28 protein-coding genes are annotated in these 23,925 nt (G+C 37.7%); 20 read left to right on the forward strand and 8 right to left on the reverse strand.

Going from position 1 to position 23,925, the window contains the following annotated elements; all coding sequences use genetic code 11:
- From ADA42_RS13210 to ADA42_RS13220, 3 genes are all read right to left on the reverse strand, one after another.
- Positions 1 to 284: helix-turn-helix domain-containing protein (locus tag ADA42_RS13210; RefSeq protein ID WP_161798551.1), on the reverse strand; the 284-nt coding region annotated here is incomplete at its 3' end.
- Positions 285 to 409: 125 nt separating this feature from the next.
- Positions 410 to 856 (reverse strand): hypothetical protein, encoded by a 447-nt coding sequence (locus ADA42_RS13215; RefSeq protein ID WP_004947912.1) that lies wholly within the window; start codon positions 854 to 856, stop codon positions 410 to 412.
- Positions 857 to 926: 70 nt separating this feature from the next.
- The gene (locus ADA42_RS13220; protein WP_040053927.1) at positions 927 to 1,373 is read right to left on the reverse strand and encodes a hypothetical protein; all 447 of its coding nucleotides are present in this window, start codon (positions 1,371 to 1,373) and stop codon (positions 927 to 929) included.
- A 33-nt stretch (positions 1,374 to 1,406) separates the two neighbouring features.
- On the opposite strand from ADA42_RS13220, the gene ADA42_RS13225 reads away from it, so the two are divergent.
- From ADA42_RS13225 to ADA42_RS13270, 9 genes are all read left to right on the forward strand, one after another.
- On the forward strand, positions 1,407 to 1,664 hold the full coding sequence (locus ADA42_RS13225; RefSeq protein ID WP_004947918.1) for a hypothetical protein: 258 nt from the start codon (positions 1,407 to 1,409) through the stop codon (positions 1,662 to 1,664).
- A complete protein-coding gene (locus tag ADA42_RS13230; RefSeq protein WP_048765692.1) occupies positions 1,664 to 3,136 on the forward strand; it encodes a replication initiation factor domain-containing protein in 1,473 nt (490 codons plus the stop codon). The genes ADA42_RS13225 and ADA42_RS13230 overlap by 1 nt, the downstream gene beginning before the upstream one ends.
- Positions 3,126 to 3,449 carry a hypothetical protein gene (locus tag ADA42_RS13235; protein ID WP_004947923.1) on the forward strand — a complete coding sequence of 108 codons (324 nt, stop codon included), beginning with the start codon at positions 3,126 to 3,128 and terminating at the stop codon, positions 3,447 to 3,449. The genes ADA42_RS13230 and ADA42_RS13235 overlap by 11 nt, the downstream gene beginning before the upstream one ends.
- Before the next feature lie 27 nt (positions 3,450 to 3,476).
- The gene (locus tag ADA42_RS13240; protein WP_004947926.1) at positions 3,477 to 3,791 is read left to right on the forward strand and encodes a hypothetical protein; all 315 of its coding nucleotides are present in this window, start codon (positions 3,477 to 3,479) and stop codon (positions 3,789 to 3,791) included.
- Positions 3,792 to 4,008: 217 nt separating this feature from the next.
- Positions 4,009 to 4,260 (forward strand): hypothetical protein, encoded by a 252-nt coding sequence (locus tag ADA42_RS13250; RefSeq protein WP_004947932.1) that lies wholly within the window; start codon positions 4,009 to 4,011, stop codon positions 4,258 to 4,260.
- Between the two features lie 87 nt (positions 4,261 to 4,347).
- Entirely contained in the window at positions 4,348 to 5,715 is a 1,368-nt protein-coding gene (locus ADA42_RS13255) for a virulence factor TspB C-terminal domain-related protein (protein ID WP_004947935.1), read from the forward strand.
- The gene (locus tag ADA42_RS13260; protein WP_004947940.1) at positions 5,716 to 5,994 is read left to right on the forward strand and encodes a DUF2523 family protein; all 279 of its coding nucleotides are present in this window, start codon (positions 5,716 to 5,718) and stop codon (positions 5,992 to 5,994) included.
- A 91-nt stretch (positions 5,995 to 6,085) separates the two neighbouring features.
- Entirely contained in the window at positions 6,086 to 7,501 is a 1,416-nt protein-coding gene (locus ADA42_RS13265) for a zonular occludens toxin domain-containing protein (RefSeq protein WP_048765694.1), read from the forward strand.
- 387 nt (positions 7,502 to 7,888) lie between these two features.
- The gene (locus ADA42_RS13270; RefSeq protein WP_004947947.1) at positions 7,889 to 8,722 is read left to right on the forward strand and encodes a tyrosine-type recombinase/integrase; all 834 of its coding nucleotides are present in this window, start codon (positions 7,889 to 7,891) and stop codon (positions 8,720 to 8,722) included.
- A gap of 332 nt (positions 8,723 to 9,054) precedes the next feature.
- Here the strand turns inward: ADA42_RS13270 and ADA42_RS13275 are convergent, their stop codons facing one another.
- Positions 9,055 to 9,630: a DUF2726 domain-containing protein gene (locus ADA42_RS13275; RefSeq protein WP_004947950.1), complete on the reverse strand. Its 576-nt coding sequence runs from the start codon at positions 9,628 to 9,630 to the stop codon at positions 9,055 to 9,057.
- 1,379 nt (positions 9,631 to 11,009) lie between these two features.
- Between ADA42_RS13275 and ADA42_RS13285 the strand changes: the two genes are divergently transcribed.
- A complete protein-coding gene (locus ADA42_RS13285) occupies positions 11,010 to 11,462 on the forward strand; it encodes a BLUF domain-containing protein (protein ID WP_004938485.1) in 453 nt (150 codons plus the stop codon).
- Between the two features lie 33 nt (positions 11,463 to 11,495).
- Positions 11,496 to 11,963 carry a BLUF domain-containing protein gene (locus ADA42_RS13290; RefSeq protein ID WP_048765696.1) on the forward strand — a complete coding sequence of 156 codons (468 nt, stop codon included), beginning with the start codon at positions 11,496 to 11,498 and terminating at the stop codon, positions 11,961 to 11,963.
- A 44-nt stretch (positions 11,964 to 12,007) separates the two neighbouring features.
- Here the strand turns inward: ADA42_RS13290 and ADA42_RS13295 are convergent, their stop codons facing one another.
- Entirely contained in the window at positions 12,008 to 12,490 is a 483-nt protein-coding gene (locus tag ADA42_RS13295; protein ID WP_004947957.1) for a pyridoxamine 5'-phosphate oxidase family protein, read from the reverse strand.
- A 709-nt stretch (positions 12,491 to 13,199) separates the two neighbouring features.
- On the opposite strand from ADA42_RS13295, the gene ADA42_RS13305 reads away from it, so the two are divergent.
- The 8 genes from ADA42_RS13305 to ADA42_RS13345 all read left to right on the forward strand — a co-directional run bounded on the left by ADA42_RS13305 (position 13,200) and on the right by ADA42_RS13345 (position 20,517).
- Complete coding sequence (locus ADA42_RS13305) at positions 13,200 to 14,144, forward strand: ABC transporter ATP-binding protein (RefSeq protein ID WP_004938498.1); 945 nt, start codon at positions 13,200 to 13,202, stop codon at positions 14,142 to 14,144.
- Positions 14,141 to 14,914: an ABC transporter permease gene (locus tag ADA42_RS13310; RefSeq protein WP_004947963.1), complete on the forward strand. Its 774-nt coding sequence runs from the start codon at positions 14,141 to 14,143 to the stop codon at positions 14,912 to 14,914. The genes ADA42_RS13305 and ADA42_RS13310 overlap by 4 nt, the downstream gene beginning before the upstream one ends.
- Positions 14,911 to 15,726 carry an NADPH-dependent 7-cyano-7-deazaguanine reductase QueF gene (gene queF / locus ADA42_RS13315; protein WP_004947966.1) on the forward strand — a complete coding sequence of 272 codons (816 nt, stop codon included), beginning with the start codon at positions 14,911 to 14,913 and terminating at the stop codon, positions 15,724 to 15,726. Before ADA42_RS13310 ends, queF begins: the two co-directional genes overlap by 4 nt.
- A 22-nt stretch (positions 15,727 to 15,748) precedes the next feature.
- Positions 15,749 to 16,402 carry a hypothetical protein gene (locus ADA42_RS13320; protein WP_004947971.1) on the forward strand — a complete coding sequence of 218 codons (654 nt, stop codon included), beginning with the start codon at positions 15,749 to 15,751 and terminating at the stop codon, positions 16,400 to 16,402.
- A 123-nt stretch (positions 16,403 to 16,525) separates the two neighbouring features.
- Positions 16,526 to 17,668: a rod shape-determining protein RodA gene (gene rodA, locus ADA42_RS13325; protein ID WP_004938509.1), complete on the forward strand. Its 1,143-nt coding sequence runs from the start codon at positions 16,526 to 16,528 to the stop codon at positions 17,666 to 17,668.
- A 38-nt stretch (positions 17,669 to 17,706) separates the two neighbouring features.
- Positions 17,707 to 18,708 carry a lytic murein transglycosylase B gene (mltB, locus tag ADA42_RS13330; RefSeq protein ID WP_048765698.1) on the forward strand — a complete coding sequence of 334 codons (1,002 nt, stop codon included), beginning with the start codon at positions 17,707 to 17,709 and terminating at the stop codon, positions 18,706 to 18,708.
- 281 nt (positions 18,709 to 18,989) lie between these two features.
- The gene (locus ADA42_RS13335; RefSeq protein ID WP_004938515.1) at positions 18,990 to 19,604 is read left to right on the forward strand and encodes a septal ring lytic transglycosylase RlpA family protein; all 615 of its coding nucleotides are present in this window, start codon (positions 18,990 to 18,992) and stop codon (positions 19,602 to 19,604) included.
- A 469-nt stretch (positions 19,605 to 20,073) separates the two neighbouring features.
- Positions 20,074 to 20,517 (forward strand): DUF962 domain-containing protein, encoded by a 444-nt coding sequence (locus ADA42_RS13345; protein ID WP_004938518.1) that lies wholly within the window; start codon positions 20,074 to 20,076, stop codon positions 20,515 to 20,517.
- 59 nt (positions 20,518 to 20,576) lie between these two features.
- Here ADA42_RS13345 and ADA42_RS13350 read toward each other — a convergent pair whose 3' ends face one another.
- The 3 genes from ADA42_RS13350 to rpsB all read right to left on the reverse strand — a co-directional run bounded on the left by ADA42_RS13350 (position 20,577) and on the right by rpsB (position 22,875).
- Positions 20,577 to 21,041: a DUF3465 domain-containing protein gene (locus ADA42_RS13350; RefSeq protein ID WP_004947981.1), complete on the reverse strand. Its 465-nt coding sequence runs from the start codon at positions 21,039 to 21,041 to the stop codon at positions 20,577 to 20,579.
- A gap of 70 nt (positions 21,042 to 21,111) precedes the next feature.
- Positions 21,112 to 21,987: a translation elongation factor Ts gene (gene tsf, locus ADA42_RS13355; RefSeq protein WP_004938524.1), complete on the reverse strand. Its 876-nt coding sequence runs from the start codon at positions 21,985 to 21,987 to the stop codon at positions 21,112 to 21,114.
- 138 nt (positions 21,988 to 22,125) lie between these two features.
- Positions 22,126 to 22,875 carry a 30S ribosomal protein S2 gene (gene rpsB, locus ADA42_RS13360; protein ID WP_004938527.1) on the reverse strand — a complete coding sequence of 250 codons (750 nt, stop codon included), beginning with the start codon at positions 22,873 to 22,875 and terminating at the stop codon, positions 22,126 to 22,128.
- 208 nt (positions 22,876 to 23,083) lie between these two features.
- Between rpsB and map the strand changes: the two genes are divergently transcribed.
- On the forward strand, positions 23,084 to 23,908 hold the full coding sequence (gene map / locus ADA42_RS13365; RefSeq protein ID WP_004947985.1) for a type I methionyl aminopeptidase: 825 nt from the start codon (positions 23,084 to 23,086) through the stop codon (positions 23,906 to 23,908).
- The last annotated feature ends 17 nt before the right edge of the window (positions 23,909 to 23,925 follow it).

A 23,925-nucleotide genomic window follows, 5' to 3' on the forward strand; every position in this document is an offset into this window, starting at 1 on the left:
TCCGAAGCCTGGGGTCGTGGGTTCGATCCCCGCCGAGCGCACCATTTTTCCCATAAACTAGAATGATCAGAATCTACTTCTTGCATTACTTCAAATAAAACGTCTTTTGGATCAAGTTCAGCAATATCAGCAAGTTGACATATAGCAAAAGCCGATGGATTCCTATGTCCACTTTTATATTCTGATAATCTAGCAGAGCTTATTCCCATTTTTTCAGCAACAGCTTTGTAGCTTCCAGCCTTCCATCTTGCCCTATCTATTAGATCTATTAAAACTTTAGCCATTTTCCGCCCCTTGACTTTACGCATATGAATAAATATTTTACGCATATGAGTTTATGCATTTGCGTAAATTAATATTCCATAAACATAAAGTTCATGGAAAAATAATTCAAGGGGCTTTTTATGTCTTATCTGTATTTACGTAATATAGGGTCGAAATCTCTTCGCATTTCTGCTCCATTCGGAACATATGGATATGAAGCAACAATAAATCGTCCTTTATTTTCAACTCTTTTTTCACAATTCACTTCAAAACGTACAAATATTAGTTCGTTAAATTCACCTCGATGGTCAATTTCACAAATTAATATTTGCCCATTTCTTTCTTTAATTGAAAAACGTCCGAACTCTCGCTGTATGGCTTCTTTCAAGCTAGCAACTGAGTTACCACCCTTTGACCTGAACCTGTCATTACTTCGTGTTGCATTACTTGGATGTTTTCTAAAAGGCTTTGAATTATTAGAACGTTTAAATTTATCTCTAAAAACTTTTTCCTTTCTTCCTTTACGTTGTGTATATGCAATTACAATTAAAACAATAACAAAAACAATAAGTACAGGTAATAGTTTTTCCATTTTTATCCCCTTTATTAAAAATTATAAGGAGCATTCTAATGTTAGAAGCTCAATTTTATAATAGTTATTACTATAAGCGTTTTTCTTGTATAGCAAAAATTTGCTCTTTATCTTCTCTGATTGCTTCACTTGAAATTAATCCTTTATACAAAAACAAAGGTATTCCGTCTTCAACATCTGAGTTCCTTAAAGGCGTATGCCCTTCACGGTACTCAAATATTGCTATTGGATACTTGTCTTCATCCGCAATAAAAAATCTTTTTTCTTTAACTATCACATCATGCTTTGCAAACTCTTGTCTTAGAACTCTCAGAAATGATCCTTCATTTTTACTTAATGAATTTAATTCCCTGATTCGATCAGCATCAGTCTCATATTTAATTTTCTCTTTTTGTCTGTCGTTATATGTAAGAGTCCTTGTTCTAACTTTTTTAACTTCAATTTTTTTTGGTGCCGTAACACGGCCTATTAAAAAACCTAAACCAAAAATAATCATTATGAATATTAACTCACCCATTATTTCCCCAAAACTTTATATTGGAGCATTCTAATGTCAGAAGCTCAATTAACATTTAAAACCAAAGCAGAATTTATTCAAGCTGCTTTTGATCAAGTCGCTAAGATCGTATCAGATCATGCCGAGCCTTGCCTAGAAGCATTAACTCCAGCAATTGCTGCTGAAAAATGTCTTATGCATTTAGCGCTTGTTGCGCATGACTGGTCATACGATGCATCAGTTATAGATGCATACGCTGATATATACAAAAACGCCAATTCAGAATTAATAGAAGCGTTTGGAGAAGAATAATGAATAATTTAATTTCTCTGATACAAGATTTTGATCAAGCTTCACTTCCATTAGTTGAAGTGTTTGATCGACAAAAAACCATTTTTGATGAAATTCACTGTGCCACTACATTTGGTGATGTATCACTTGCAGATGGGCAATCGTTGAAAAACATGCTTGATAGCATTGTCAAAAATAAGCTAGCTGCTTATGACAATCAGCCAGAGAAAAAGGTAAAGCCTGCTGAAACTTCTATCCAAGAAATATTTGTACAAAAAATATCCAAAACTGCGCAAAACACGGCAGAAAGCACCCCTTTTTATAATATAGGGGTAGCGGATACGCAACAGGCATCTGAGTCATGGGCTTTTCCAAGACATTTGGATAATTACCAACTTATTTCAACTCCTCAAGGTGTTGTACCTGTCCTCCGATGTTCGCCAATCGAAAACAACATTGTAGGATTGGACTGGGTAACTTTTAGCTTCTGTCAAAGCACGTTTGGCGATAAATACGTTCAATTACAACCCGAGCAAGTTGAGCTATCAATTGGTGACGCCATTGAAACATGGTTAGATCAAATTTTATTTGAAATTTTCGGCTTTGGTATCGCTCAAAAACGCGATAAAGGTATGCACTGGAATAAGTATGGCTATGACTTACAAGATAATTTAGGCGTAGTTTTATATGGCCATAATAATAAACGTATTACGGTGCAAATTAACGGAACTGGATGCGCTTTAGCTCGTAAAGGCTGGAACGAACAACTTTATAAATTTCTCAAAGTGCAAGCCAAAACACCAAAGCTTAACCGTGTCGACATTGCATTCGATGATTTCGAAAGTGAATGGGTGTCTGTCGATCTAGCTGATCAATGGGATACACAAGATTTATTCTGGTGTGGTGGACGCAATTCAGAAGTCAATCATCTAGGCGACTGGAAGCGCATCAATGGCAAGGGTCGTACTTTAACTATTGGCAACCGTTCAAGCTCCAAATTCCTCCGTTTTTATGAACGTGGCAAAAAAGAAGGTGATTCACTCAGTTTGTGGACGCGTGCTGAATTAGAGCTTAAGTCAACTGACCGCTACTTACCTCTCGATGTACTTCTATCACCCAGTACCTATTTTAAAGGTGCATACCCTGCCCTTGAAGCGTTATGCAACAAGCTAAACGAATTTGTAGCACCTGAAAAATGCGAACTCGTTAAGAAGCAAGCAACGATTAACGTCGATAAAGCACTCGAAATTGTTAAACACCAATTTGGCAAATACATTCGCCAGTTCCGCAAATTTATCAATGATGAAGACCTGCTTAACATCATTTCATCTGATGAAGACGTTGTACCTAAACGTCTTAATTTCTCACATGCTGCTGTCATGGCTGCATTACGACTTGATCAACCAATACAAGCTAATACAGATAACTCATCTTTTTTCCGTGTACCGCTTGTGAACCAAAATCAATATAAGGAATTTATCCATGCTATTTAAAACAGAAATGATCGTACTAGGGGCTAAATCAAGCAAGGGCGAATACAACGGACGTCCATTTGATAGCACAACCGTATTTTTCAAAGCAGACCTACAAGAAGGCGACAACTTCGTTGGTGAAGTGGGTGAACAAATGAAATGGGGTACATCTGCCAATTTCGACAAGATCAAGCATTTCGAGTTTCCACTCATTGCGGAAGCGACACTGGAGCAAGTCTCCAATGGTAAATCGATGACTACGATTATTAAAGACCTTGTTCCAAAGTCTACCCCTGCTGACCAAAAACCTAACCAGACTCAAAAATCTGCTTAGGCTAATTTCTTAAAGTGAGTATTGATCATGTTTGGAATTAGCGAAAAAGAATATGACAGACAACAACACGCTGAGCGATTGAACCGAATTACATCTAAGTCACTCGTCTACCAAGAACTACTTTCCAGATCTGTTCCTGATGATCTTGTATTTATCGGTGAGACAGCAATTCGTAAATCGTTTATTCACTCTATTAGCCGTTACAAGCATGAATCTGGTCATGGCACGACTATCAGATATTTTGATTTTGAACTAAATGGCTACTCTGATCGCATGACAACTTACTTATCTATTTCAGATAAGACAATGCCATTTTCAGAAATACAAAAGCTTTTGTCTTAGGAATTAAAGAAATGTCATACGTCTGCGAAATTGTGAATACAGCGACTCAGGCTTGTGACCAGTGGGCTGTCTACAGTCCGCTTTTACCTGAACTCACTGATGAAGCTAGAGATGAACTACTTAAATACATGATCTCTGTTTTCGTTCTTGTGTTCACCGTTACAAAAGTAAAACGCCTTTTCGGCGGTTAATTAAATCAAAAATAAGGAGATTCACTATGAATCAAACACCAAACATGAAAGCAATTTCAAAAAAAGACAATGCTCAACGTCTTGCAATTGCAATCTTAGGTACGGGATCAGCACTCGGTGCATCACAAACATTCGCCCTAACTGCTGCTGACATCACTACCGCAACAAGTGATAACGATGCTTCTTCACTCATTGATACAGCAGCAATTTGGATTCTCGGAATTGCTGTCGGCATTTTTGCAGTTAAAAAAGTCATCGCATTCTTCGGTCGCGGTTAAAACAAAGGCTACTACTATGAGTGATCAATCTTTTATTAATTATGTGATTTTAATAGTAGTAGCTCTAGCTTTCTGGAGATTACTTAAATGAGAAATCTCTTTTTATTTTTATTACTTCTAATAATACTCATATGTACACATACATATGCAGCTAACGATCTTAATGATTGGAACGGCACTGTATCAAAAGAAGTACGTGAAAAACTAAACAACGATACGACAACTTATAAAACTCTCTCAAATGTTAAAGCTACACCTCAGCAATCATCTGCAAAATATTCGGATTCAGCAATCAAAGCAGGCTCCAAAGTAGGCGTAACAATTGAAGCATTACAAGTACCTGCATCTAAGTTAGATATAGCAAAAACACTCGTTGCAAGACACGGAAAAAATGTCGCAAAAATAGCTGCTGGTACAGTCGCCGGAACTGCTGTTATGTACGTCGGTGAAGCTGCTATCAAAGAGTTAGTAAATGCAATTGGATGGGTAATTGATGAGGGGGGTAAAATAACTAAACAACAAACAGATCCAAACGATTGCATAGATTCTAAGTGTTCAAATCATCAATACTTATATTCAGACACAATTGATTCAGTTCCACCCACATCACTAAATATAGCCTGGTCTTCAATATGTGTCCTACGTGGCTATACAAAAGGGTCAGCTATAACAAATCATCTTTTTCAACCTTTTCAAATCGGTGATATGGCATATGCAGCATGCAAAAAAGAAAACGGAGAAAACGACTGGATTGCATTAACGCCGAAACTAAACCAAAACTATAACCCCAATCCCTCTCCAGTTTCTCCCACTGTAACAGACTCAGATTTTCAACAAGCAATACAAGATCAACTTACAAATGCTCCCAACTCTGAATTATCAAATAAATTAGCCACCGATGCATACACATTGCAAGATTCAAACGGTAAAGCCACAGACTCACTATCTAAAGCAGATACTGACACAGGAATAAACCAAGCTGCCAATAAGATGGTCGATGCAGCTAAATCAGCAATAGCAAACGATGCTAACCCACAGAACGCAAAACTGACATCGGGTTCATCTGGTAAGGCAGAGACTGAAACAGAAACTAAAAATGAAGACGGAACAACTGGCGAACCTTCAAAATCCTCTACTAACTTTCAATTACCAGCTTTCTGCGACTGGGCATCATACGTCTGTGAATTCATAGATTGGGTAAAAGAAGATCCAGAACAACAAGAATCAATTGAGTTGCCTACTACTGAACTTACTGAAAGATCATTTGTAGAAAACTTATTTAAAGTGACTGCATCATGTCCCCCTGATAACACTTTAACTTTACCTCTCCCTCACGGTCCAGTTTTTACTTACACATTCACATACACAAGATTTTGTTCATACCTTGATCTTATCTCTTACATATTTGTCGCAGTTGCTTATTACTGGGCAGCCTCAATAGTAGTGAGGTCTTAAATGGCAAAACTATTAACTTTCATTTTAACAAGCCTTGTCTCGTCGCTTATTGCAAGACTACTTTTAGGAGCAGGTCTTTCAATCGTCACATACAAGTTTATTAACGATCTAGTCGATCAAGCAAAGTTGGCAATCGGTTCAGCATTACATTCATTACCTTCTGACGTACTTTCATTTATTCAATTACTAAAAATTGATTTGTGTCTCAGCATTTTAATGTCTGCGATTGCGATTGCTGCATATATCAAATCAGCAAAAATATTTATTGGAAAAAGCTAAGCGCGGGCGCGGGGCGCGCGGTGTTCGATGTGCGAAGCGCGTCGTTCAGCGAGCGACACGTGACAGCGATTTGCTTTGAGGAGTAGTAAAAATGTCTATTGTAATTTCAGCACCGCTAGGCGCAGGCAAAACACTTTACTGTATGTCAGAAATTGATAGAATTTCTAAAGCTCAACCAAATAGACGGATCTATACAAATATTATCGGATGCTCATACCCGGGCACTATTCTTATTCAATCCACAACAGATAAACCTTTCGACTGGCGCGATCTGCCAAATGGTTCTGTACTTGTTTATGATGAAGCGCATGAACATCCTGCTTTTTCAAAAGATGACTTGTTAAAAACATATCAAATTGACGAAACGCCATATTTAGAAAACATAGATAAAATCAATGCAAGAGATGATTTAAAAGTAAAAGAAAAAGAAGAACTGGTAAGACGTGAAAAAAAGAATTATGAACTTGCCCTCCTTAAGGCAAAAGAAGACATACTAGACATAGGCAGATCACTAACATTACATCGACATTTTGGTATTGATATCTATTTCATCACTCAAAAACCTGAACGATTAAATAACTCAGTTAGAGCATCAGTTACAAAACATCTAATTCTCAGACGTCTGTTCAACTTAAAAGCATCAACCATTTATGAGTATGTAGAACTTCAAGATCAGTTTGGATTCTCAACTATCAAAAATGCTCTTTCTTGGAAATTCTGGCGATTTCCAAAAACCATGTACAAGTTTTATATTTCTGCTGAAGAACATCCCCAGCGCACAAACGTTCCTTTCGGTTTGTATGGTTGGGCATTAATCTCGATTGCACTAATCGGATTCGGTATATTCAATGCATACAATAAAAATTTTCTTGGATTAGGAAAAAAACAAGATCAAGTGGAAGTTAAAAAACAAACGTCCACTTCACAACAACAAACGTCCACCCCCTCTGATCCTACAATAACTCCAGATATACAAGCTAAAATTGATAATTGTCAAAAGCAATTAGAATGGACATATGAACAATGTCGAGTAACTTTTGACACTGCATATGATCAAAAAAAGAAAGATGAAATGCTATCTCGTACACAAAACGACATGCAAACAATCTCTGTTAAATACAATCCCAATAAACCTTTTGAAACGCAAAATATTCAGGATTCTATTCAATACGATGTAACCGCAAAACCAGTTCTTGCCGGATGTATGACTTCAAAAAATGGCAAACTTCAGGGCTATACTCAACAAGGAACTAAACTAGATGTTAGCCAAGATGATTGTAAAAAGATCATATCTGGAGACAGACCTTTTAACTATTTTTCTGAACAACAAAATCAACAATTTCAAACGCAGCAAAATACAAATATTCAGCAACAACAAACAACTAAGACAATGTCACCGACTGAATATGCAAAGTATCTTCAATATCTAGAAGAACAAAATCAATCTCAAAATTATGTACAAGACAATCTCAGACATAATCCTATCAATGGAGCACATGCTCTATGATTAACGCATTTAATCTTTCATTTCTCTATTTTCTAATAGATTTACAGTTAAATTGGTTATTTCATTTAACTTTCAATAGCTTAATTCTTATTCCAATATTTTGTTTTAATAAAGCATTTGAATGCTTTTTCCCTGATTACTAAAACCGTCTCTTTGATTTAACGTTGCATCAACCATAAAAGCCAGTCAGGGGAATTGCGAGTGTCTACGTAGCAAGGCGTAGTCTCTGGCTTTTAACGTGTGTCAAATTGGCATTATCTTCCATTCTCGATTTAATTTTGCTCCTGACCTGAAGAAATTTCAAATTTATCAAGTGACTGTTATTTATGTACATTTATTTTTCACCCAAAAACATCGATTGGCAAAATATTACAAATATGGTGAATTATGAAACTCAATGAATGCTTCACATACTACTTAAAATATTCAGAGCATAGCTCAAAAGAAACAACGGTCAGACATCAAAATCATCTTGATGTTTTCTTTCAAGATCCCGAAGTCATCAATGTCACAAGACAATCAATACGTGATTACGTGCATTTCAGACGCGTATTGCAAATTGACAATGCAACAATTAATAGAGAGTTGCATTCTGCTAGAGCTGCAATAAATTTTTATTTAAAAGATCATGACATTGATATCAAAAATCCATTCTCTAATTTTAAATTGCCTGAGAATGATCCTCGCATTAGGTTTTTAACTTATGATGAAGCTAATAGACTAATTAATGCGTGTACTGATAATTACTATCTACATTTATTTGTTCGATTAGCTCTATTAACAGGATGTCGCACTGGTGAGTTATTAAAACTCACTTGGGATCGAGTTAAATTTGACACTAAATATATTTTATTGACAAAACATCATACAAAGACAAAGCGCAGGCGCTTTGTCGCATTGTGTGATGATGCAATTAAGATATTACGTGAGCACTATCAAAATCGGGAAAGTGATGAATATGTGTTCTATAACAAACGTTACAACACTCATATTAAAAGCTTAAAGAAGGGATTTAGATACGCTAGAGAAAGAGCAGGAATTGAAGATTTTGTTTGTCACGACTTAAGACATACCTTTGCATCATGGTTGGTACAATCGGGAGTTGCTTTATACACTGTTCGCGATCTGCTTGGACATAGCTGTATTACAACTACAGAACGCTATGCACACTTGCAAAATGACCACTTGCGCAATGCATTGAAGTCCCTTCCAGCCATATAGAATTGTAAACTTTTGTAAATAATTCACGACTTCCGAAGCCTGGGGTCGTGGGTTCGATCCCCGCCGAGCGCACCAATATTTCTTTAATTATATAGCTTACAACCTACTTTGGCGCAAATCTGGCGTAACATTATAAAATAGCACATGTTCGAATTCACTTTCAGCGTTCCAAATCTTCAAAACAGAATTCATCTTTTTAATTCAACTTATACGGCTATAGAATCAGATTAGTTCAATCATTTGTTCTGTGAAGTTGGACCATGCAAAAATGCTACATCAAAAAAGTCGATTAACGCTTGCACACCCGATACTCACCAATCAAAGTATCTGAACTATTCAGATAGCTTTTTCCGCTCCCCTAATTCTGATTGAAAAATAAAAGCATCTGTAATAATTTTGGTTTTTTCTAAATTTTCTTCAGATTCTTTGATTGGGTTAGATTCAGGAACAGATTGGGCGATGGGAAAAACCCCAAAATCTTTTTGTACTTGTGCAAAATCTGGGGTTCTCTTGTATCGAATCACTCGGAAACCTGCTTCAGCAACTAATGCATCTCTGTCTGCGTCTTTATCTTCTTTTCCGATATGTGATGAATCATCCAACTCAACAATTGCAACTATATTGAGTGATTTATCTAACACTACAAAATCTGCAGCTTTACGATTGAATAAATTACGTGTTGGAAATCCTTTAGCAGTCATAAAAGCACTGAAAGCAACTTGCGCTAGAATGATGTGCTCTGGAAGTGCTTCTCTTAATCTAAAAAAAGTTGGTTGCTCATTCATCGTTAAGATGCGTTTGCCCTTAATGGGATTTCTTTGTTTACTTGCTTTTTTATCTCCTTTTAATGTTGCAAGAACAAATACAACCACCCCAATCAGAACGATTAATACCAATAATGTAGACATCTTACACCTCTTTTTTTAATTATAAGTTAAAGTTTAGTATGGAAAGATCAATGAAGATTTAAAATTAAATTAGAATGTATTTATACAAACCTTTTGATTTAGTGATTAAGATCGTATCAGAACATATGTAGCTATGTATAGTGTTTTTAACATTGTGAATAAGATTAAAAAGTTACTTAAATAACTATGTTTAAAAAAATTTCTATTACTATATAAATTCCAAAAAAATCAAAATATCTATCACTAATCAAGCAACTAGTAAACTGTAATTTTTTAAATTCAAATTCTAGTTAAAATTATGGCTACACAAAATATTTTATAAATAAAATTATTGAAATAAATAAAAAAACCTAAAATATAAAGACCATAATCTAAATTCTATTTTCATTCTTTATTTATATAGATTAATTTAATTTCTATATATCTGATTTTCTTTAATATAAGTATCAAACTTACTCCACCCGATTAAATATATTTTCATGACGATCATTGTACTTATGGAAATTAAAAGCATCATTAAAACATCAAGCGTCTGACTCAAGTAAAACAACATACCATAATAAAATAAATGACAAAGCAATGATGAAACAATAGTCTTAAAATAGAAGAAAGTTAGTAAACCAAAGATAATGGCACTTACGGTAATATTGACATATTTATGAATACCAATTCGGTAAAATATTACAATTAAAATAGAAACAATCATCATATACACAAATGATATAAAGATATTTTTAACAATCTGCATTTTGATGACCTTTTCGAATGAAAATAAAAATTTCCTCCTCCTTAGGAAGGTGTGTGCTAAGGAGGAGGAAACACGCTACACATTATCTAACTCGTAAGTCCCCTAATCTTATTCTTTTATTCTTTATAAAATTATTATAAAGGTGTTTAAGTTATTATTCATTTTTCTATGGAAAAAATGAACAAGATAATGTACGAACTGAGTATAGATAACTTACGCAAACTTAAAATAATCCATAGCTTACATGATTGTGAGAAATAGCTTACATTTGTCTATTTTTTATACAACATCAATTTTTAAAAATAATTTATATTTCAATAAATTCAAAATCTTATGTATACCATTTGGTAAATTTTACTTTTTATATTTACAAAAACATATAAAACCACCTGTAATTAGAAACATTTTATTTTGTATTTTTTTACTTATAAAACAGTGATTTAGTTTATAATATACATGAATCGGAAAATTCCTTATGAAAGAAGTGGCTTTGTCGATTAAAACTATGTATTGTGTGCGGCTTATCACATAAAGACCAATGCACACCTTACATTTCTTGTTTTACCACACGTGGGCGAAGTACCAGTGCCATTACCCACTAAAAACCTTATTGTTAGCTTTGGAAAATGTCATGGAAATGGTTAGAATCTTGTACGCAAGTAAAGCAAGTCATCTACACCCAGAATTAAAGCAAGATCTGATTGATATTTTAAACACTGCTGTTGATTTTAATTCTAGAAATGAAATAACAGGTGTACTATATTACGGATATGGTTACTTTGTGCAGTGCCTAGAAGGTGAACAATCGAAAATCGATACGCTTTTTTATCAACATATTCTTAAAGATTCCCGACATCAAAATTGCGAAATTCTATATCGTGAATCGATGCAACAGCGTCTTTTTAAACATTGGAGCATGAAGTTTGCACCTGTAAATAAACGTTTAGCTGATTTTTTCCAACAGACCCATCTAGATGAATTTAACCCTTATCTTTTGTCTGACTCAACAATACCGTCATTCATCCAGCTTTTAAGTGAAGAACCGCACACGTTGGCAAACCAGTATCATCATCCTAAAATTTGATTTCGATTTATTCTCAATAGCAGGACGTAGTTAATGAAAATAAGACTGTGCTACTCCAGCATACGACCAGTGGATGCTGGCGATTTGATTGAGAATCTGAATGATATTTTAAGTAAGGCTCGTGATTTCAATGCAAAGCACCAAATTTATGGTGTACTGTATTATGCCAATAATGCATTTTTCCAGTGCCTTGAAGGTGAAGAGGAAATCTTAAACGATCTTATGCAACGCATAATGCAAGACCCTCGTCACCATGAAATTAATGTGTTTAAAGCCATTGAAATTAAAAGAATTTATTTTAAAAAATGGTCGATGAAATATGCCCAAAAAAGCTCTAAAATTGACCTTTTTTTCCAACAGCTCAATGCAGATGGTTTTCACCCCTCCATGTTGAATGAGGATGTTCTACCCCAATTTGTGAATGAGTTGCTGCAAGAAGAGCAAACCAAGCTGCGCCGCAAGGTGGGACTTCATCAGCGAGGAATTAACCCTTACCTGTAAAAAGCCCATCTCTACGACGCTTATACAATTAACAGATCAATGGCTTATAATCGCATAGATTTCGATTCACCCAGATTGTCTTGCTCTCCCGTAACTGAAGCTTTGGCAAGCTTAAATAACGTCACAAGTTTTCCATCCCCTTCCCAATATTGCGCACCATGACATGTGACTTGAATCAGTTGAATATCAGGATCGTGTAAACCTTCTTTAAAGAAGATTTGATAAGCAGGCGACCAGAGTTCTTCGAGCAACTGTGGATCATTAATACACTGCGCCTTACCGCTGATAGATACAAAAGAATCACTACCCGAATAAGCAAGGTTAACTTCTGGCTGTGATGTAATACTTTGAACTAATTCAGAGTGTTTGGCTCCGATGAAAAATACATTACCGTCAAATGTTTTATTTTGTCTGGTCATAGGCGCACTATGTAAGTGTCCGTCATGATTGGTAAAAGTAACCATCACGATTCGACTATGCTGGATCAGTTTTTCAATTTTTTCGTAATCGTTTAAAGTGTTATCCATGATATTTTCTTCAATGTAAAAATATCAATATGGCCTATTTATTCAGATATTTAAATTTCATCCTGTTCATGGTGTGTTGTATTTCGATACACAATCGTCAGTTCATGTTAATTTCGCATCAGTTCAAGAGAATAGCGGATGATCTTCATCGTCAATGTGAATAACCTTAAAGGTAAGATCCTTATAAACTAATTTCTCATTCACTTGAACACGATCAAGTTGGGTCCATAACTCGAAAGGAAAAAACTCCGATGTTGTTTTATAAATCCATAACCACTGACACGTTTCAGTTTTCTTGATTGGATCTACAATAAGGTCTTTCACTCGCATAAGATGGTGAATGTTCGAATATTTATCCTGTAAAGTAACGTGTCGATTATTCATAACTCTATCTTAATCTTAATTTATCAACTTAAGCCTTTTGTCATCTAATAGTTTATGCCAAAGTGCTTCTAGATCACACGTTCCAATATATCATAAGTGTTTTTTTATATTTCTTAAAATACATAATGTATCCTATTTTATGCTTATTGTTTCGTTTTACTTAACAATTTTAAAAAGCATCATGCTAAATAACTATATTACACATCACATAGTATGTCTGTTTTTTCAGCGTTCTATATTTCGTTCCGCTCAATCCCATCTTATCACTTGGTTTATTTTTCGATATCACTCAAAATAGTACTATTGAATTAAGTGTGAGCGTTTCATGACTGATGCCTTGATATTACGTGATTTGTCCAAAACTTATCGCAATGGATTTCAAGCCTTAAAAGGAATCAACCTAACTGTTCCGGAAGGTGAATTTTATGCGCTTCTAGGTCCAAACGGTGCTGGAAAATCGACCACCATCAGTATCATCAGTTCCTTAACAAAAAAAAGTGCTGGTGAGGTCAATATTTTTGGCCATGATTTAGACAAGCAACCTTCCCGTGCAAAACAATGCTTAGGTGTTGTGCCACAAGAGTTTAATTTTGGCCATTTTGAAAAGACCTTCGATATTCTGGTGACACAGGCTGGTTATTACGGCATCCCTAAAAAACTTGCCGAGCAGCGCGCAGAATTGTATCTCGAAAAATTAGGGCTTTGGGAAAAGCGCAACATGCAGGCCAGAATGCTTTCTGGCGGTATGAAGCGTCGACTAATGATTGCCAGAGCCATGATGCACGAACCAAAGTTACTGATCCTTGATGAACCTACCGCAGGTGTCGATATCGAGTTGCGCCGTTCGATGTGGGATTTTCTAGTCGAGATGAATAATGCCGGTACTTCAATCATTTTAACCACGCATTATCTTGAAGAAGCCGAAATGTTATGTCGCCGCATTGCAATTATTGATCGGGGCGTGATTAAAGAAGACACCACGATGAAAAGCTTCTTAAATCAGTTAAGTGAAGAGTCTTTTATTTTTGATCTGGCAGAACCAGTTGAGTTATCGAATGATCTTAACATTATTGGGGTGCGCTTTAATTTGATCGATCCGCTGACACTTGAAGTGACACTAGATAAAGCACACAGTATGAATGATTTGTTTCAGCTTTTAGAAGCACAAGGCATTCAAGTCCGCAGTATGCGAAATAAGTCCAACCGACTTGAAGAATTATTTGTACGTATGGTCGAAAAAAATCTAGAGCAACAAGGAGCGGCACAATGAATTTTAGTCAGCTCTGTACAGCCTTCGGTACCTTAGTACGTAAAGAAATTCGTCGTTTTATGCGGATTTGGCCTCAAACACTGCTACCACCTGCCATCACCATGAGCCTGTACTTTATTATCTTTGGTAATCTGGTCGGTTCTCGTGTCGGTCAAATGGGTGGATTCAGCTACATGCAGTTTATTGTGCCGGGTCTGATCATGATGGCTATCATTACCAACAGTTATGCAAATGTCTCGTCAAGCTTTTTTAGTGCCAAGTTTCAAAAAAGCATTGAAGAACTGATCATGAGCCCAGTACCTTTACATCTCATTTTATGGGGCTATGTGGTTGGAGGCGTGTTTCGTGGGGTTTTGGTGGGCATTATTGTGACCATGATGAGCCTATTTTTTACCGACCTTTATATACATAACTGGTTTGTGACTATTTATACCGTCTTGGTCACATCCTTTTTGTTCGCTTTAGGTGGATTCATCAATGCCGTATATGCCAAATCGTTTGATGATATCTCGATTATTCCCACTTTTGTTCTTACCCCTTTAACGTATTTAGGTGGCGTATTCTACGCCATTAGTGCTTTGGGGCCATTTTGGCAAAAATTATCGTTGATCAATCCAATTGTGTATATGGTCAATGCATTTCGCTATGGCATTTTGGGTCAGAGCGATGTCAACGTTTCATTGTCACTGATTGTGGTGACCGTGTGCTGCGTTCTTTTATATGGCGTAGCGTATTATTTACTTTCTCGTGGTTCAGGAATGCGTGAATGAGTGTAGAAAAATCTCTTTTAGGTAAAGAAACAGAATATCCAACAACTTATGAACCCGGCATTTTGTTTCCTATTTCACGTTCATCTTCACGTGAACAATATGCAAACATTACAGGTGTTTCTCAGGGCAAAGATTGGTGGCATGTTTTTGAGCTTTCTTGGCTCAATCAAGACAGGATTCCACAAGTTGCAATTGGACGGATTACCCTTCCCGCAACCTCTGAAAATCTGATCGAGTCAAAATCATTAAAGTTATATTTTAATAGTCTAAACTTTCATCGTTTTGTGTCTAAAGCAGCACTAATTGACCTTGTTGAAAAAGATTTGAGTCAAGCTGCCAATGCAAAGGTCGGCTTTGAGTTGTTTGATGTAGATGCGCTCGAGATCAGCCAACCGTCTGGAATCTGTATCGATCAATTCAAACCAGCACGCTTGGAGTCACATCCGGATGCAAGCTTGCTTGCGCTAGATGCTGATGACCAGTCACAAATCGAAGTGAATTTATATTCACATCTATTACGCAGTAATTGTCCTGTGACTGGACAACCGGATTGGGGAACAGTTTTCATTCGTTATCAAGGTATTAAGCCTTGTTATAACAGTATTCTCGCGTATATTATTTCTTATCGTCAGCACAATGGCTTTCATGAGCAATGCGTCGAGCAGATGTACGCCGACATATGGCAAAACTTAAAGCCTGAAAAACTGATGGTGTATGCAACCTATACGCGACGCGGTGGTTTAGACATTAATCCGTGTCGTGTATCTGACTTGTCATGGATGCCAAGCCCTATTCGATTGGCCCGACAATAAAATCAATAATTGAGGATCAGACATGCCATTTTTTGGTTTTACTCCATCTGAAGCATTGCTTAAAAATATTCAGACAGGTATCGAAAAAAAGAACTCAAGTGAGCCACTGTATCCATTACGCGATCAGGTAGCCCTACAAATCAATGATGAAATTATTGATGCGCTTTTAATCGAACTTGTTCGTCGCTTTCCAGAGAGCGATAAGCGTGAAACCGCTGAAAAATTGGCAGGCTATGTCAAATCAACCGTTGCCGTTTTGCTCAAACAACTTTTAAGCAAAGCGCCCAATGATGTTGTAAAACAGTCCATCGAGTTTTCCGAACGTAGTTTATTTAAAACTGCTGAAGGAGAATATAAAGTCGGTGAGTCGCTTGATCCAGGTTTGGTCACAAATCTGAAGCATAGTTTTGCTGAAATTCAAGCAGGTAATGCTGTCGACAAGCAAGCACTGGCTGAACTTTATAAGCAATTTGCAGATGCCACGATCCGTCATTTTATGATTGAATTTAATAAAACACTGGATTTAGGCATGATCAAACGCAAGGCTGCAGATATTGGTGCTGCCGCAGTGACCAAAGCCGTTCATATCGCCATCGATAAGCTGATTCCAAATCTAAATCGTTTAGAGTTAAAAGCGCTCGCTGAGTATCATGATACGTTATTTTTTAGCAACTAAAACATAGCGCAAAAAAACCTGGATTTTTCCAGGTTTTTTTATTGCAAAATATGGATATAGATTGCCTAAATTAAGGGATATGTTAGCATGCGCCATGCATTGATTATTCCTTTGTAAAACCTTATGTCTCCAAGCTCTCAATACAAATTTCTACGCCAAGCGCCGCGCGATGGCTTAAGCACAGCAATGCTTCCATCCAAATGGCAAAGATTACATATTGATCCTTGGTTATGTTCTTTTTTGATTTTAAATGCCTGTCTTGGGCTGACTGTCTTATATAGTGCCTCTGCACAAGATATCGGGTTAGTCTCTAAGCAAGCCATGAGCTTTGGAATTGGCTTTATTGTCATGTTGACGCTCGCACAAATTCCACCGAAGGTTTATCAAGCATTTTCTCCTTATTTTTATCTGTTTGGCCTCTTTTCACTGATTGCTGTAATGGTATTTGGTGAAATTCGCATGGGTGCACAGCGCTGGATTGATATTCCCGGTTTTGGAAGTGTACAACCCAGTGAGTTCATGAAAATCGGTATGCCAATGATGGTGGCGTGGTTTTTATCGCGTAAACCGCTTCCGCCGAGCGTTCCCAATGTCATGATCACCATGCTTTTGGTTGGAATTCCATTTCTTTTAATTGCAGAACAACCTGACTTGGGTACATCTTTACTGGTATTGGCCAGTGGGTTATTTGTGTTGTTTTTAAGCGGGCTCTCTTGGAAACTCATTGGTGCTGCTGTTGCTGGCGCAGGACTCTTAATTCCAATTGCGTGGGAATTTTTATTACATGATTATCAGCGACAACGTGTACTCACACTCTTAAACCCCGAGGCAGATGCGCTCGGTACAGGCTGGAATATTATCCAATCAAAAACAGCCATTGGTTCAGGTGGATTTTCAGGTAAAGGCTTTTTAGAAGGCACACAATCACATTTACACTTTTTACCTGAGGGTCATACCGATTTTATTATTGCAGCCTACTCCGAAGAATTTGGTTTGATTGGTGTCACCATTTTAGTGCTGCTGTATTTTGCAATTATTTTTAGAACATTCCAAATTGGATTACAGTGCTTTCATAACTACGGCCGCCTTGTTGCAGGGTCGTTAGGTTTGTCCTTTTTTGTTTATGTATTTGTAAATGCTGGCATGGTTAGTGGTATTTTACCCGTAGTGGGTGTACCGCTACCGTTTATGAGCTATGGCGGCACCGCAATTATTACCCTGATGGCGACTTTTGGACTGGTCATGTCGATCCACACCCATCGATAATTATATTTTTTTATTTTAATTCAGGAATTTATAATACTATGTTGAACATGGTAGTGAAGCAACCATTTAGACGTTTTTTACTTCTCGGCAGTTTTTTTCTTACTGCCAGCTGCTCTCAAGCGAACGACTTTATCACCGATCCAAATTATCCAAGCTTTAAGCAAAAAACCATGGCCACTTATGGTCTGACTGCCGAGCAAGTCGACAATGCGATGTCAGGCGCCAAAAATCTTCCCAATATTTTAAACATCATGACACGTCCTGGTGAAAGTAAGCCATGGTATGACTATAAAGCCATGTTTTTGAGCGAAGGTACTATTCAGCGTGGCGTGCGTTTTAAAAATCAGTATGCAGATGTTTTAAACCGCGCAGAACAGCAATTTGGTGTGCCGCAATCGATTATCTTAGGTATCTTAGGGGTCGAAACAGGCTATGGCGCAAACAAAGGCTCGTTTATCACGCGTGACGCACTTGCGACTCTAGCTTTTGGTTACCCTCGCCGAGCAGATTATTTTAGTGATGAATTAGGTGCTTTGATCGCTTGGACATATAAAGAAGGCTACCCAACCAACAGTATCGTGGGTTCTTATGCGGGTGCGATTGGTTATCCTCAATTTATGCCAAGCAACATTACCAAGTTTGGTGTTGATTACGATGCAAGTGGGCATATTGACCTACGCAATTCTGCTGAAGATGCAATTGCGTCAATTGCAAATTACCTTGCTCAAAATGGCTGGCAACGAAATCAACCTATTGGATTTGCCGCACGTTATACAGGTAATACGCCAGATACAATTATTGCAAAGGATCTGACCCAGCCTACCCCTTATGGCGCACTCAAAACGCAAGGTGTTACGCCGCTAAATCCGATTGTGAAAATCGATGATCTTGACTTGGTCAACGTTATACAATTACAAGAAAATTATGGTCCTATGTACTATATTACCTATCCAAATTTTCAAGTCATTACGACCTATAACCGCAGCAGAATGTATGCCACAGCGGTTTGGTTGTTGGGTACCGAAGTCGCCAGTAGATGATGTAATTTTTTAAAAATATATAAAAGTCAATAAATATTTTTGTTAAAAAGAGCACTAAATAGCCACTTTAAACTTAATGTTACAATTTAGGTTATTTTTTGCTCATTTTTTGTGAGATTTTGTCCTTTTTGTAACTTTTTTACTTCAAACACTAGACACTCTGCAAAGCCGATGAATATCATCCCCCTCCATAAAGCAATTGCAAAAGTGAATAAATTAGGCTGTTCACATTATTTTGGCTACTTGCTAAGCCTTGTGAATTGTCTCTAGGAGTTTAAGTAATGCAGTTAACGTTAAAGTACGCTTTAGCACTCAGTATTGGACTGGCAGTTATCCAGTCACAAGCAGAAATGGTTCCCGCATCATCTCTTAATGGCGATGCAGACGGTTCAAGTTTGGCTGCTCGCGTCTTGAATAAAGATTCGCAGAACAACTTCAATTCCCATTTCTCTAATTTAAATAGTCTTTCAATCACCGAAAGTTCGGGTGACAAAATCCGTCGTCAAACTATCGCGGCTAAAATCGAGATCCCTGAAGAAGAGCCTTCAGTGATTGAAAAATTAAATTCTGTAGCATCGAACACTGTTCGTAAATTTAGCCAGACCGGTATCGCATCTTGGTATGGTCGTCAGTTTCATGGTCGTAAAACGGCTAACGGTGAAACTTTCGACATGAACGAGCTTACTGCAGCACACCGTAGTCTGCCGCTGAACTGCTACATTCGCGTGACCAACAAAGACAACGGCAAAAGTGTCGTGGTTAAAGTCAACGATCGAGGTCCATTTCATGGCAATCGAGTCGTAGATTTATCTTACGCAGCAGCTAAACGCATTGGACTCGCGAGTGCGGGTACAGGCAAAGTAAGTATTGAGCGTGTTGATGGTCCAAATTCATAAGCTTTAGCTCCTTCACTTTTGCAATAAAGAAGCCACCATCCGGTGGTTTCTTTATTTTTGTTCGATACATTCTTGTTCTGATGTGTGAATGTTTAAGTTAAAATGATTAGCCGTGGTTCACAATGCAATTTTACGAAACGATCACTTTTTAAACACAAAAACTAACCAAATTGTAGCTTGGTCTTAATTTGCTCTGATTTGCGTGCTATACAACAAAACGCCTCAAAAGCTACCCTAGTAGCAAAAATGTTTAAAGATGCGGTTTAACGCGAGCTTATAAGGCAAATTCGAGAAAGTTTTAAGGTCACTTTTGCTCAAAATGGTTTTTCCAATTGTTTTAAACGTTTTTGGCGATGAATTTTTATATTTTTTAGATTTGTTCGCCCGAGTCAAAAATCTGTTTTGACCGCATGCATATTGTGTTTTATATTCGTTAAATAAAGGAATAAATAAAACAAGGATGATCCACATGAAAACCATTACGGAATGGTTTGACGAATACAGCCAAAGCCATCAAAACCAAACCAATAAAAAAATTCATTGGGTGTGCGTACCTGCAATTTTGTTTTCAATTATTGGTTTAATTTACCATTTTAGTGCATTACTGACCGCACTCCTGATTGTACTTTCACTGATATTTTATGCACGACTAGACTTAGTCCTTGCCGTGGCAATGGCGGCTCTAGTTGCTGTCATGGCATGGTTGATCTATGTATTGCCTGTTGGCGTGGGGTTTTATATTGGTGTTTTTATTGTGGCGTGGATCGGGCAATTCTACGGCCATAAGGTTGAAGGCAAAAAACCTTCCTTTTTAAAAGATGTACAATTTCTGTTGATTGGTCCGCTCTGGTGCATGGATGCCTACTTGGCTAAAATTTTACCCAGTTGGAAAAGTAAACAACAATTAAATTAACATGCACTCTCTTGGCATTTAATGAATAATTTAAATGTTTCGCTGGAAGCATCTCTTCATTACTGATAGATGCTTCCATTAAATTTTAGCCAGCCATTTAAGTGCCTACCTTTCGGGTCACGATGCGTCCAGTGTATAACACCGCCTTTTGGCGTGTACTCATATTCACCATAAAACTCTACACGATCACCTTTTTGCAAGCCTTGTAAACGCGGCGATAAGTCGATGTTATGTGCAATAAGTACTGTTTGTCCATTTTCCAATCTTAAGATAAATTTCTGGTGCCGTGACCCTTGATTATCGTCAGGCAAAACGGCTTTGACCTGCCCTGCTCCTTGTACCTGAACATTGCTTTTTTTCTGCTCGAAAGCCAATTTGATTGCATCGTTGTTAAAATCTTGAGTAGTGACTGGCGACGTTTGAATTTGTGATGCAACATGAGGCTCACGTTGGTTTAAAACAAAAAAATACACCAGCAAAAAGGCGATAACAGCCACAACGATGTAGGTATTTATTTTTTTCATTTTTGAAATATCCATTTTTGTCTAAAAAAAAAGCCCCTAATTTAGGGGCTTTTTTTTACAAAATAAGTAATTATTTTGCAGCGGCTTGAGCAGCAGCAACTTCTTCAGCGAAGCTCATTTCTGCTTTTTTCTCAATACCTTCACCCACTTCGAAACGTACAAATTCAACAATAGTCGTTTCAGTTGCTTTAAGTACATCAGCAACTTTCTTGTCATTGTCGATTACATACATTTGACGATCAAGTGCAACTTCGTTCAAGTATTTATCAACTGAACCAGATACCATTTTTTCTACGATATTTGCAGGTTTGCCAGATTCAATTGCTTTTGCTTCAGCAATTTCTTTCTCTTTTGCAACTAGATCTGCTGGTACTGCATCAGCACTTACCGCAACTGGATTGAACGCTGCAACGTGCATTGCAATACCTTTACCAGTTTCTGCGCTACCTGTAAATGATACAACAACACCGATACGAAGACCGTGTTTGTAAACTGCAAGGTTTTGACCTTCAACAATTTTCGCACGACGAACTTGGATGTTTTCACCAATTTTTTGAACAAGAGCAATACGCGCTTCTTCAACTGATTGACCGTCTTCCAATTTAAGTTCAGCAATTTTTTCAGCTTCAGTTACACCTGAAGCAAGAATTGCTTTTGCAACCGCATTAGAGAAGTTAGAGAAGTTTTCGTCTTTTGCAACGAAGTCAGTTTGACAGTTTACTTCTACCAATGCTGCTTTGTTACCGTCTTGAACGATTGTGATCGCGCCATCAGCTGCAATGTTACCTGCTTTTTTTGCTGCTTTTGCTTGACCAGATTTACGAAGGTTATCAATCGCAAGCTCGATATCGCCATTCGCTTCTGTTAATGCTTTTTTGCATTCCATCATTGCAAGACCAGTACGGTCACGTAATTCTTTTACCATGCTTGCAGAAATTGCAGTCATGTTGTTCTCCTAAATAGGTAGAAAAAGTAAATCTTTGAACAAAAACGGCCCAAGGAAACTCTGGGCCGTTTGCTTTTTTTCGACGCTTAATTTGCCACCCTTACATGTCGCAAAAATGACAATCAGGCGTCAAACGCATTAAGCCTCAGAAGCAGCTGCTGCTTCTTCGCCTTTAGCTTGAGCATTCGCTTGAGATTGCGCGTATTCTTTACCAGCAAGAATTGCATCAGCCATAGCTGAAGCATATAAAGTTACTGCACGAATCGCATCATCGTTACCCGGGATAACGTAGTCTACGTTGTCTGGGTTAGAGTTTGTATCAACGATACCAATTACAGGAATACCAAGGTTTTTAGCTTCTTTAATTGCAATCGCTTCGTGATCAACGTCGATTACAAATAATGCGTCAGGTAAACCACCCATGTTTTTAACACCGCCTAAAGAACGCTCAAGTTTCTCCATCTCACGGCTACGCTCTAATGCTTCACGCTTAGTCAGCTTAGCAAAAGTACCATCTTGAGATTGAGTTTGAAGATCTTTCAAACGGCTGATAGATTGGCGAAGTGTTTTCCAGTTCGTCAACATACCACCTAACCAACGGTGATCTACATATGGTTGACCAGCGCGTTGAGCTTGTTCACGGATGATGTTAGAAGCAGCACGTTTAGTACCAACGAACAAAACTTTGTTCTTTTTGCTTGCTAATTGGTTAGCGAAGTTCAAAGCATCATTTAACGCAGGAACAGTGTGCTCAAGGTTGATGATGTGAATTTTGTTGCGTGCGCCAAAAATGTATTGACGCATTTTTGGGTTCCAGAAACGAGTTTGGTGACCAAAGTGCGCGCCTGCTTGAAGAAGGTCGCGCATGCTTACGTTGTAATCTGCCATTTTCTTTACCTTAAAGTTGGGTTAGGCCTCCATATGTCCGCATTCTCCACCTATTGCTAGGCACCCAGAGTAATGTGACGACATATGTGCGGATTTTTTCCTATTTCATCTACGCAATTCATAAAATATATTCACGAAAAGCATTTGATAAAATGGGCGGGTATTTATACCATAACTGCTTTGAAATTACCAAAAGTTTTTAAGTATCATGAATAGTACGTACACGGCTCCAAGTCGACTGATTAAAACTCCTGAAGAAATTGAAAAAATGCGTATCGCAGGACGACTGGCGGCTGAAGTTCTTGACATGATTAAACCGTATATTCAGCCAGGCGTGAGCACGCTTGAGCTGGATCGAATCTGTCATGATCATATCGTCAATGTTCAACAGGCCATTCCGGCATGTCTGGGCTATGGCGCAGCGCCAGGTCGTCCAGCGTTTCAGCACACTATTTGTACTTCTGTTAACCACGTGGTGTGTCACGGGATTCCATCTGCTGAAAAGATTCTCAAAAAAGGCGATATTTTAAATATCGACGTAACTGTGATTAAAGATGGTTACCATGGCGACACCAACATGATGTATGTGGTAGGTGGAGAAACTTCAATTCTAGCAAATCGTTTATGCAATGTGGCACAAGAAGCCATGTACCGCGGCATGCAAACGGTTCGTGCCGGCTCATTTATTGGCGACATTGGTCATGCCATTCAAAAGTATGTCGAATCTGAGCGTTTCAGTGTGGTGCGTGAATATTGTGGCCATGGTATCGGGACCGTGTTCCATGATGAGCCACAAGTTTTACACTACGGTCAGAAAGGCACCGGCATGCAACTCGAAGCAGGAATGACTTTTACCATTGAGCCAATGGTCAACGCTGGTGTTTGGCAAACCAAATTGCTTGGCGACAAATGGACTGTGGTCACCAAAGACCACAAGCTCTCTGCACAGTTTGAACACACGATTTTGGTGACTGAAACCGGACTCGAAGTGCTCACTGCTCGTCCAGAAGAAGATTTGTCTCGTTTTATGTAAAACTTAAAATTTGTGTG

The sequence above is a fragment of the Acinetobacter sp. 243_ASPC genome (genome assembly GCF_001054715.1).
In the GTDB taxonomy this organism is placed as follows: Bacteria; Pseudomonadota; Gammaproteobacteria; order Pseudomonadales; family Moraxellaceae; genus Acinetobacter; species Acinetobacter soli.